The organism is Photorhabdus asymbiotica, assembly GCF_003634575.1.
Lineage (GTDB): Bacteria > Pseudomonadota > Gammaproteobacteria > Enterobacterales > Enterobacteriaceae > Photorhabdus > Photorhabdus asymbiotica.
Genome location: NZ_RBLJ01000001.1, coordinates 538,426 through 550,591, shown reverse-complemented (window position 1 = coordinate 550,591; position 12,166 = coordinate 538,426). Strand labels below are relative to the sequence as shown.

Annotated in this window: 7 protein-coding genes; 6 read left to right on the top strand and 1 reads right to left on the bottom strand. The window is 41.2% G+C overall.

Features of this window, described 5'->3' with window-relative positions; translation table 11 throughout:
• Nucleotides 1-240: 240 nt before the first annotated feature.
• The 5 genes from maeB to BDD30_RS02345 all read left to right on the top strand — a co-directional run bounded on the left by maeB (nucleotide 241) and on the right by BDD30_RS02345 (nucleotide 9,072).
• A complete protein-coding gene (maeB, locus tag BDD30_RS02365) occupies nucleotides 241-2,520 on the top strand; it encodes an NADP-dependent oxaloacetate-decarboxylating malate dehydrogenase (RefSeq protein ID WP_015833960.1) in 2,280 nt (759 codons plus the stop codon).
• A 124-nt stretch (nucleotides 2,521-2,644) separates the two neighbouring features.
• A complete protein-coding gene (locus tag BDD30_RS02360; RefSeq protein ID WP_041381786.1) occupies nucleotides 2,645-3,520 on the top strand; it encodes a ChaN family lipoprotein in 876 nt (291 codons plus the stop codon).
• 152 nt (nucleotides 3,521-3,672) lie between these two features.
• The gene (locus BDD30_RS02355; protein ID WP_015833962.1) at nucleotides 3,673-4,473 is read left to right on the top strand and encodes an energy transducer TonB; all 801 of its coding nucleotides are present in this window, start codon (nucleotides 3,673-3,675) and stop codon (nucleotides 4,471-4,473) included.
• A gap of 130 nt (nucleotides 4,474-4,603) precedes the next feature.
• Complete coding sequence (locus tag BDD30_RS02350; RefSeq protein ID WP_015833963.1) at nucleotides 4,604-6,661, top strand: S9 family peptidase; 2,058 nt, start codon at nucleotides 4,604-4,606, stop codon at nucleotides 6,659-6,661.
• A gap of 131 nt (nucleotides 6,662-6,792) precedes the next feature.
• Entirely contained in the window at nucleotides 6,793-9,072 is a 2,280-nt protein-coding gene (locus tag BDD30_RS02345; protein WP_015833964.1) for a TonB-dependent receptor domain-containing protein, read from the top strand.
• 31 nt (nucleotides 9,073-9,103) lie between these two features.
• On the opposite strand, the gene xseA is transcribed toward BDD30_RS02345, so the two are convergent.
• Entirely contained in the window at nucleotides 9,104-10,477 is a 1,374-nt protein-coding gene (xseA, locus tag BDD30_RS02340) for an exodeoxyribonuclease VII large subunit (RefSeq protein WP_015833965.1), read from the bottom strand.
• A gap of 172 nt (nucleotides 10,478-10,649) precedes the next feature.
• Between xseA and guaB the strand changes: the two genes are divergently transcribed.
• Complete coding sequence (guaB, locus tag BDD30_RS02335; protein WP_041382776.1) at nucleotides 10,650-12,116, top strand: IMP dehydrogenase; 1,467 nt, start codon at nucleotides 10,650-10,652, stop codon at nucleotides 12,114-12,116.
• Nucleotides 12,117-12,166 lie beyond the last annotated feature (50 nt).

Genomic DNA, 12,166 nt, shown 5'->3' with positions numbered 1-12,166 from the left:
TTATCGGTTATAATTATCAATGTTATTATAATTATAATGACATTATATCATGAATAATATTTCTATGTTTATATTATCCATGTTCAGTATATGGTATTGATGGATAAATTCATCAGTGTTTTTTTGAGCAAAAAAGTGCTGGTTTATTGGTGAATTACGGTCAAAGTTATGCTTTTACACCCGGTACCAATTATACTGGCTATGCTCTTACTCCAGATAATGTATATAAAAGGATCGACAATGGACGAAAAATTAAAGCAGAGTGCATTGGATTTTCACCAGTTTCCACAACCAGGAAAAATCATGGTTACTCCAACTAAGCCTCTGACAACTCAGCGCGATTTGGCCTTAGCTTATTCACCAGGTGTTGCTGCGCCTTGTCTGGAGATTGCAGAAGATCCATTAGCGGCTTACAAATATACTGCGCGTGGCAACCTTGTTGCGGTGATTTCTAACGGTAGTGCGGTCTTAGGGTTAGGGAATATTGGTGCACTGGCAGGTAAGCCAGTAATGGAAGGAAAAGGTGTACTGTTTAAAAAGTTCTCAGGGATTGATGTATTTGATATCGAAGTCGATGAGTCTAATCCTGATAAATTGATTGATATCATTGCGGCATTGGAGCCAACTTTTGGGGGAATTAACCTCGAAGATATCAAAGCACCGGAATGTTTTTATATTGAACAAAAACTCCGGGAAAAAATGAATATTCCGGTATTCCATGATGACCAGCATGGCACAGCGATTATTTGTACTGCTGCTGTTCTCAATGGCTTACGGATTATGAAAAAAGAGATTTCAGAAGTTCGTCTGGTTGTTTCTGGTGCCGGTGCTGCATCGATTGCTTGTATGAATTTACTGGTTGCGCTTGGGCTGAAACGCGAAAACATTGTGGTATGTGACTCTAAAGGCGTTATTTATCGTGGCCGCGATGAAAATATGGAAGGAACTAAAGCAGCCTATGCCATTGAAGACAATGGCAGCCGTACACTAGGTGATGTTATCCCAGGTGCAGATATTTTTCTGGGATGTTCCGGTCCGGGTGTACTGACTCAGGATATGGTGAAAACCATGGCAAAAGATCCTCTTATCATGGCGCTGGCAAACCCTGAACCAGAAATCCTGCCACCATTAGCTAAACAAGTTCGCCCTGATGCCATTATTTGTACTGGTCGTTCTGATTATCCGAATCAGGTTAATAATGTTCTCTGTTTCCCATTTATTTTCCGTGGTGCGTTAGACGTTGGAGCAACAACTATCAACGAAGAGATGAAACTTGCCTGTGTTCACGCTATCGCTGATTTGGCGCTGGCAGAACAAAGTGAAGAAGTGGCTTCTGCGTATAATGATCAGGATCTGTTTTTTGGCCCAGAATATATTATTCCCAAACCATTTGATCCGCGCCTGATTGTTAAGATTGCCCCGGCAGTGGCTAGAGCGGCTATGGATTCTGGTGTAGCAACCCGTCCGATTAAAGACTTTAGTGCATACATAGAGAAACTGAATGAGTTTGTTTATAAAACGAACTTGTTTATGAAACCTATTTTTTCTCAGGCAAAGAAAGCGAAAAAACGTATTGTTCTGGCCGAAGGGGAGGAAGTACGGGTATTGCATGCGACTCAGGAGCTAGTTTCTCTTGGATTGGCTTATCCGATCCTGATTGGCCGGCCAAGTGTCATCGAAAAGCGTATCCAGAAACTAGGGTTGCATATCGAAGCAGGTAAAGATTTTGAAGTTGTCAATAATGAGAACGATCCACGCTTCAAAGAGTATTGGCAGGAATATCATAATATTATGAAACGTCGTGGTATTTCTCCTGAACAAGCACGCCGAGCTGTTATTGGTAATCCAACCCTGATTGGGGCAATTATGGTGCTGCGCGGTGAAGCTGATGGCCTGATTTGTGGTACCGTTGGCAGTTATAGCGAACATTATGATGTAGTGAGAGATGTATTTGGCTTCCGAGAGGGGGTTCATACTGCGGGAGCAATGAACGCATTGATGTTGCCAAGTGGTAATACTTTTATCGCTGATACCTATGTCAATCATGATCCAACGCCTGAACAATTGGCAGAGATTACTCTCATGGCGGCAGAGACTATTCGCCGTTTTGGTCTTGAGCCAAAAGTTGCGCTGCTTTCTCATTCAAGTTTTGGTTCTATGGATTGCCCTTCCGCACAGAAAATGCGTCAAACACTGGCATTGGTTAATAAGATGTCACCTTCGCTTGAAATTGATGGCGAAATGCACGGTGATGCGGCGTTGGTTGAAAGTATTCGTCGTGACATCATGCCAGACAGCCCATTGAAAGGGGCGGCGAATTTGTTAATTATGCCGAATATGGAATCTGCACGTATTAGCTATAACCTGCTGCGTGTCACCAGTTCTGAGGGAGTTACCGTGGGGCCGGTTCTGATGGGAGTTTCAAAGCCGGTACACATTTTGACGCCAATTGCTTCTGTACGCCGTATCATCAATATGGTCGCTTTAGCTGCGGTTGAAGCGCAGACTCATCCATTGTAATTACAGATCTTAATTAATATGAGTTAAAACAGCTGCGGTATCCTATGGGAAGCCGGGCTGTTTATTGTAAATAATTCTTATTATCTCTATGATGCGGAAAAATATTATAGGGATAACGGACATTATGAAATTTTTCATAGCTATAAAATCTTTTCTGATTACCTGTGGTTTACTGATCTTATCTGGATGTGCATCTGTACAACAAACGCCAACTCTGCAAATACTTTCGCCGGAATTGACCCAGCAAGGGGTTGTTATCGATCTTAAAACCGGCAACGTGCTTACTCCTGATGAATTACTCAACCAATTAGCATCGCACCAGCGGATCATTGTGGGTGAAAAACACGATAACCCATACCATCATCAAATTGAGCTTTGGCTGGTTCAGCAACTTCTTCTCAAGAGAGAACCTGGCTCGGTGCTGTTGGAAATGATTACCCCTGACCAACAGGAAAGAGTGAATAAAGTCAAAAGCTGGTTACAAACTAAGCCTACTGTGCGTGAAAGTCGTATAAAAGATTTGCTGGAGTGGCACGCTGGATGGCCATGGGAATTGTATGGTGAGCTGGTAATGGAACTTATGTATCAGCCTTATCCGCTCTTAGCGGCAAACCTGGCTCGCAGTGAAATTAAGGCTGCTTACAACAATCCTCCTGTTTTACAGGGAAATATTTCTGTTTCTGAAGATGTGAAAGCGCAGATTGCAGCGACGATTAAAGATGCCCATGGTGGTGAAATAACTGAGCGACAGTTATCTGCAATGACAACTATTCAGCAAATGCGGGATCGCAGAATGGCAGAGCAATTACTTAAAGCGCCTGTTCCTGCCACATTGATTGCGGGTGGATACCATGCAACGAAAGTGATGGGTGTTCCTCTGCACATTAAAGATTTGTCACCACGAGAGGATTTTGTTGTGCTGATTATCGCCGAGAAAGCAAATGTACTGGATAGTCAGCATGCTGATTATGTCTGGTATACACCAGTAAAAAAACCATAGATATCTTACATAATTATTTGTTTTTTATCTGTATTTGAAGATATTGGCACATGGATGTGCGCAAGTTAACGATATGTGTAAAAATAATTTTCATTAACATATGAAATTAATTATCATTACCAAATGATAATTAAAATTATGCACTGTAACTAATGTTGACATTGACACACCCTGCCTTTCAAACAAGTCATTTTAAAAAAGGACTGGTTTTCGCTATTGCTGCTCATCTTATTTGGGCCGGATGGATTATCTACCAGCCAAAAGAAATTTCTGTTAATGAATTGATGTCACCTCCAGCGGTGATGATGGAGCTTTCATTGCTGACAGAAGCAATCCATCAGGTGCAAAAACAACCTATTGGTATTGAACAACAACTTTCTGTTGCCAGCCGACAGCAAGAAAGTGCGATTAATGAGATTAAGGCACCTGAGCTTATTAAAGATGAACAAGCACAGATTTTGGTACATAAGCCTAAAAAACAAAAAAAGAACCACGAAGAGTTTAAAAAAACACCGCCAGTCAAGCGCCAACAGGTAGAAGAACAAGAGAGTGAAAAATCCCAAAGTAGTGCCGCTTCAGTGAGTAGTACTGCTACTTCTGCCAATCTGACTTCGCGAGTTGCTGCTTCTTATGATAGTGATTCAAATGCTGTTGTTGATGCAGATGCTGCATGGAGAGCGGAGGTTATCGGGCATTTAAATCGTTATAAACGTTATCCTGAGGATGCGCAGAGAAGAAACCGCACTGGCCGGCCTACAGTCAGATTCACTATTGATAAACAAGGCTATGTTACTGACAGCGACTTAGTTCGCCGCTCAGGTACTCATTCTCTGGATAGGGAAGCGAAGCAAGTTCTGACAAGAGCGCAGCCATTGCCAGCTCCTCCCGATATTATTTTAAATGGCAGTGAAATTACGATAGAACTTCCAATTGATTTTAGTTTAATCAATTAATATCTTTAATGACTTAAGGACAGCATATATGCTAAGGCAGCAAGCGCAGTTTGCCCTGAAGACTAAAGGGCTGTTGTTAACATTTTTATTAAGTGGCTGGTTGAGTTCAGCTGCGGCAGAGGAAGGAATTATGCCACCAAAGGCAATTAAACAACCACATCAGATGACTATTCATGGTGATACTCGTACAGATGATTATTATTGGATGAGGGATGATAATCGCCAGGATCAAAAAATTATTGATCATTTGATAGCCGAGAATAAATATACTGAACAGATGCTGAAACCCGGTGAGCAATTGCGGGATACGTTATATCAGGAAATGGTTGATCGGATGAAACAGGATGATCAATCTGTGCCATATACTTATAACGGGTATATTTATCGTACAGTCTATGAAACTGGGAAAGATTTTCCGATTTATCAGCGTAAACCGGTTGATAGTTCATCAGATTGGCAGATTCTGGTTGATGGCAATGAAAGGGCTAAAGGACATGAATATTATCGGTTGAGTAATTTTGCTATCACTCCGGATAATAAACGTATTGCGATTGCTGAAGATACTCAGGGACGCCGTAATTATCAGATCTCTTTTAAAGAGATCGGTGATGAACAGTGGAATAACAATGTAATAAAAAATGCTTCCAGCAACATTGTTTGGGCAAATGATAACAACACATTGTTTTATGTGCGCAGACATGCTCAAACTCTGTTGCCATACCAAGTATTTCGTCACCAATATGGTACAGATACTGAGAGGGATCAGAAAATATATCAGGAAAAAGATGAGCGATTTTACTTAGATCTTTCTAGAAGTTCTTCCTGTGATTATATTATGTTGTCGATAACCAGTACTTCGACTTCGGAATATTTATTGATTGATGCGAATAAACCACAAGCTGAATTGCAAGTATTTTCTCCGCGTCAGGAAGGACGAGAATATTATATTGACCATTTCCGCGGTCATTTCTATATCCGTTCAAATCATGAAAATGAGACTTATGGACTTTATCAAACTGATGCAATAAATATACCTTGGAAAACAGTTATTGCTCCACAGCAGGATAGTGATCTTGAAGATTTCGCATTGTTCAATAACTGGTTAGTGGTACAAGAGCGAGCAAAAGGATTGCCGACAATTCGTCAGATTAATTGGGAAACACAGCAAGAAAAGCAGATTAAATTTGATGATCCAAGTTATATGGCATGGATTGATTACAACCCTGAGCCTGATACTGATTTTGTACGTTATGGTTATTCATCCATGACTACGCCAAGTTCAACATTCCAGTGGGATATGAGAACGGGAGAACGTGAATTACTTAAGCAACAGGAAGTAAAAGGATTCGATAAACATAATTATGAGAGCCTGCGTATTTGGGTGAAAGCTCGCGATGGCGTGGAAGTTCCAGTATCTCTGGTTTATCGTAAGTCACTGTTCGAAAAAGGCCATAATCCAATATTGATATATGGATATGGGGCTTATGGTGCGAGTATGGACCCGGCATTCAGCTCACCACGATTGAGTCTGTTGGACAGAGGTTTTGTTTACGCGTTGGTGCATGTGCGTGGTGGCGGTGAATTGGGCAAACAGTGGTATCTGCAAGGTAAAGTCGAAAATAAAATGAATAGTTTTAATGACTTTATCGATGTAACCAAAGCTCTGATTACCCAGAAATATGGTGACAGCAAACGTGTTTATGCTATGGGAGGTAGCGCTGGTGGCCTGCTGATGGGCGCAGTAATTAATCAGGCACCGGAATTATATCGTGGTGTTGTTGCTCAGGTGCCATTTGTTGATGCTGTTACAACCATGCTCGATCCCTCTATTCCGCTGACAGTTGGAGAATATGAAGAGTGGGGTAATCCTGAAAATAAGGAAGATTATTTCCGAATTAAATCATATAGTCCATATGATAATATAAAGCCTCAGCGCTATCCCAATTTATTGGTCACGAGTGGATTTCATGATTCACAAGTTCAATATTGGGAACCGGCTAAATGGGTGGCGAAATTGCGGGATATAAAGAAAGGTGACACTGTTTTATTACTGGAAACTAATATGAGTGCAGGACATGGTGGTAAATCAGGCCGTTTTAATCGTTTGAAAGATACTGCATTAGATTATAGTTTTATTTTAATGTTGGATGATGCTAAAAAGTATTTTCCGCAATTAAAAGATAACTGAAAGAAATTATAAATAGTAAGTTTTTTATTTAAGGCACTGATAATTATTTATCAGTGCTGAATCTTTTTATTCTTTTCTTAAAGACTGACATGTGAGCAAATATTTATTTTTATGCATTTGGGATGATTGAAATGAAAATAATGACAAAAATAGCAGGGGCCAGTATCGTGTTAATTGGGCTTCAAGGGCTTGCTTATGGTGAAGAAAAACAAGAGAAGAAATCAGATAAGGTACTGAAATTTAGCAGCCTTAAGGTTTCAGGTTCACAAGATAATGCTGAAGTGCGGGCAATGGAAAGGCCCGGTTCTTACAGTTCTAAAGGCGAAGATACTAAACTTCAGTCAATCGATAGCATATTACGCAGTATGCCTGGAACCTATACGCAAATAGATCCGGGGCAGGGAACAGTGAGTGTAAATATCCGAGGATTAAGTGGCTTTGGTCGGGTTAATATGATGGTTGATGGTGTTAGCCAGAGTTTTTATGGTACATCTCCGACGAGTCCAATTCACGGTACGACTTATAACCAATTCGGTACAATAATTGATCCTAATTTTATTGTGGGAGTTGATGTTAACCGTGGTCAATCTGATGGTTCAAATAGCGTTAATGCCTTGGTAGGTAGTGCTAATTTCCGCACAATTGGCGTAGATGATGTGATATTCTCTGGGGATTCGCTAGGAATACGTACAAAAGCAACTTATGGCAATAATGGCATTGGTCATAATGGCATGATGGCGGTTGCGGGTAAAATACCGGCTTTTAGTTCTGACGGGTCAATAGGTGCTATGCTGGCTGTCAGCGGGCATTCAATTGATGCGCATTATAAGAATGGCGACGGAGTATTAAGTGATGAGTTTGCTACCAATAAATCATTTAAGCAAAAACCCAATTCGCAATTAATGAAAATAAATATTAAACCGAACGAATTTCATGATATGGAACTCAGTGGACGGAATTATCATAATAAATTTACCCGCCGTCATATTGACAGTCGGGATGTTTATTTAAAATATAATTACACACCATTCAATGAATGGGTTGATATAAAATTATTAGCCAGCACCAGTGAGAGTAGTCAACGCTACGAAGGTGATTCACTTTTTGAGTTGATAAATAGCAAAGCCAAAAACAAGTCAGATGCAATAGATATCAGTAACATTAGTCGATTCGACTATGGCGATACAGATTTTGAGCTAACATTCGGCAGTAAATTGATGAAAACCGAATATAGCAAAACAACGGATAGTGTTTATTCTGGCAAAGGTAAAGATGAGAAAGAAAAGAAAGAATTTGAAAAAACGGATAGGGAAGCAAAAGAAAATAATGTCTTTGCACCAAGTGGTAAACAAGAAATTGCCAGTATTTATGGTGGGCTGAAAATGAATCGTGGGATTTATCAGGCCAATATTACCTTTAATTATATGGACTACAGTGTTAAAGGACATAAACCGGCTTGTGATCTGCGGATACCTTGTTTCCCTCAAGGGGCAACCGAATTGAATTTGAAAGAACGTGGGTTTAATCCAGGTATTTTACTATCAGCAGAAATTATTCCTGAATTCCAGCCATTCGTCAGCTATGCTCGTTCAATGAGAGCGCCAAACATTCAGGAAACTTTCTATAGTAATGAAGGCGGTGGTTCCATGAATCCATTTTTGAAGGGAGAAACAGCAAACACTTATGAAATTGGTTTTAATAGTTTTCGCCCAGACTTGATTGTTAAGGGAGATATTTTCCGCCTGAAAGCTGCCTGGTATCACTCTAAAGTAAAAAATTATATTCTCAATGATATCTGGATTATTTGTGGCGATAGGAAAACATGTAAAAACGATAGTTCACTGGACAATTACGATACAGTCGATCCTAATATCAAAATGTATATTTATCACAATAGCTTGACGCCAGTGACAATACGTGGATATGAAGTTTCTGCTGATTATGATACGGGTATGTTTTATAGCAAATTGGCTTATAGCTGGCAAAAAACGCGTCAGCCAACTTCTGCCGCTACAGCGTATTTTGGGGCCGATCCTGTGTCACAATTACCTGATAGTTTTATGACTCTGGATACAGGTGTTCGTTTATTGGATGAGAAATTCCGTATTGGTGCGATTGTTAAATATACCGGTGATTCTCATAGACTGGACCCAGATCAATATAATGTTGATAGTGATGGACGGGTTGTACTGCAAAAAGAGCCTAAAATCCCAACGATAGTTGATCTTTATAGTGATTATCAGATAAATGAAAATGTGTTGTTGAAATTTTCAGTACAGAACCTGGCAAACAAAAATTATTCTGAAGCGCTTAATCGTGTCAATTCTTCTCCAGTAATGACTGAACAAACTTCAGCTATGCAAACAGCCAGAGGGCGCACCTATATTGCAGGCGCAGAAATTCGTTTCTGATATAGGAAAAATAAGTGGCAAGGGAATGCCACTATTTCAGATTTACAGGCCGTTTTCTTCGTTCTTTCTTGACCTTAGTCACTTCACTTTCTACCCAACCATCTTGTAAATGAGTCCTAATGGCATTACCAACATGTACTTGCTTGGTTTGTTTCAGCAATTTTCCATCAGGTGCTTCACTGATGCTGTACCCACGAGCCAGTGTTGCCAGTGGGCTGACGGCTTCCATTCGTGAACAGGAAACGGCAAATTTTTCTCTGGAACGGCTGAGTTGTCGTTCAATTGCTTGTTTTAGCCGGAAATCTTGTTGTTGGATTTGTTGGCTATACTGGCGGATCTGCTGACCAGGCTCTGAATGCCAGAGGCGTTGCTGCAATTTTTCATATGCCAGATCGCTTTGGCGTAGATGCCGTTGCAAGCTGTCAGTGAGTCGTTGGCGTAAACTGACCAACAAGTTTTGCTGACGAGCCAATCGCAAATGAGGATGTTGTTGCTGTAAACGATGATGTAATAGACTGAAAACACGTTGTTTCTGGGCAAAGAAGTAATCCATTGCCATTTCCAGCCGCTGTTGTTGTGATTGAATTTGACGTAACAATTCAAGCTGATTACGGCTGACAAGTTCAGCCGCTGCTGAAGGTGTTGGGGCGCGTAAATCTGCCACAAAATCAGCAATGGTGACATCCGTTTCATGACCTACGGCACTGACTATCGGGATATTGCTGCGAAAAATTGCTCTAGCAACATGTTCGTCGTTGAAACTCCATAAATCTTCTAGTGAGCCGCCACCGCGCCCAACAATCAATACATCACATTCCCGCCTTTCGTTAGCTAATTCAATAGATCGGATAATCTGTAATGGTGCTTCTGTACCCTGAACGGCTGTTGGATAAATGACGATGGGTAATGATGGATCGCGACGCTTTAAAATATTCAAAATATCATGCAGAGCAGCACCACTGGTTGAAGTAATCACCCCAAGCTGTTGGGCCGGAGAGGGCAGCGGTTTTTTATAATTTTGGTCAAATAATCCCTCATCACTGAGTTTTTGTTTTAATAATTCAAACTGTTGCTGTAGCAGGCCATCACCGGCGGGTTGCATACTTTCAACAATAAGCTGATAGTCTCCTCTTGGTTCATAAAGTGTAATTGCAGCGCGAACTAAGACCTGCTGACCATTTTGTGGTTTGAATGTCATGCGCTGATTGTTATTGCGAAACATTGCAGCCCGCACCTGGGCACGTTCGTCTTTCAGTGTGAAGTACCAATGCCCAGAGGAAGGTTGAGAAAAATTGGATATTTCAGCGCTTAGCCAAATTTTGCCCATTTCCATTTCGAGCAGCTGTCGAACTGTCTGATTGAGGCGGCTGACAGAAAAAATTCCAGTGTTAAAAAGTAGTGACATGTGAGAAAGATCAAATTTCAAAACAATAACTTAATATGCTGATACTAACCTTCATGATGCAGTAAGCAAGAAATTTTTTAATAAAATGCTGGAGGCAACCGATTACGTTCTGTATAATGCCACGGCAATATTTTATCCCTTAAATTTTCAGCAGCTTGGTGAGATATTGCTTATGTTACGAATTAAAAAAGAAGCTTTAACCTTTGACGACGTTCTGTTAGTTCCTGCCCACTCAATTGTTCTGCCTAACACTGCTGACTTGTCTACTCAATTGACTTCCACTATCCGTCTGAATGTTCCTATGCTATCTGCAGCTATGGATACCGTGACTGAATCCGATTTGGCTATTGCACTGGCTCAGGAAGGTGGAATAGGTTTCATCCATAAAAATATGTCGATTGAGCGTCAAGCAGAAGAAGTTAGCCGAGTAAAAAAACATGAGAGTGGTGTTGTAACAGAGCCTGTCACTGTGACACCTAAAACAACGCTGCGTGAAGTTAAAGGACTAACAGAGCGTAATGGTTTTGCGGGTTACCCTGTTGTCACTGAAGGAAATGAGTTGGTTGGTATTATTACGGGTCGTGATGTACGTTTTGTTACGGATCTAGATCAGCCTGTTACTGCGGTAATGACGCCTAAAGAGCGTTTGGTAACGGTAAAAGAAGGTGAAGCCCGTGAAGTTGTATTGCATAAAATGCACGAAAAACGTGTCGAAAAAGCGCTGGTAGTTGATGAAAATTTTCATCTGCTTGGCATGATCACGGTCAAAGATTTTCAGAAAGCAGAACGTAAACCAAACGCCTGTAAGGATGAACGTGGTCGTTTACGCGTTGGTGCGGCGGTTGGCGCTGGAGCAGGCAATGAAGAGCGTATTGATGCGTTGGTTGCTGCGGGTATCGATGTTTTGCTGATTGATTCATCACATGGTCATTCTGAAGGTGTATTACAGCGTATTCGTGAAACTCGCGCTAAGTACCCAAATCTACAAATTATTGGTGGTAACGTAGCGACTGGGGAAGGTGCAAAAGCGCTGGTAGACGCTGGTGTCAATGCAGTTAAAGTTGGTATTGGTCCTGGTTCTATCTGTACTACCCGTATTGTTACAGGGGTAGGGGTGCCACAAATTACCGCTATCTCTGATGCGGTTGAAGCGTTGGAAGGCACCGGTATTCCAGTTATTGCTGATGGGGGTATTCGTTTCTCTGGGGATATTGCTAAAGCAATAGCGGCGGGAGCTTCCTGTGTTATGGTGGGCTCTATGTTGGCAGGGACAGAAGAGTCACCTGGAGAAATTGAGTTGTACCAAGGGCGTTCATTTAAATCTTATCGTGGCATGGGATCGTTGGGAGCGATGTCTAAAGGCTCTTCTGATCGATATTTCCAAACTGATAATGCCGCAGATAAGCTGGTACCGGAAGGTATTGAAGGCCGTGTTGCCTATAAGGGCTTGTTGAAAAATATTATCCATCAGCAAATGGGGGGGCTGCGCTCCTGTATGGGGTTGACAGGCTGTGGAACCATCGATGAATTGAGAACTAAAGCGGAGTTTGTGCGCATTAGTGGCGCTGGTATTCAGGAAAGCCATGTTCACGATGTTACCATTACCAAAGAGTCTCCAAATTACCGTTTAGGTCTGTAATTCATATTTATTGTGGCCTGCTTCAGGCCACTTAATCTTTTTTTATTTTT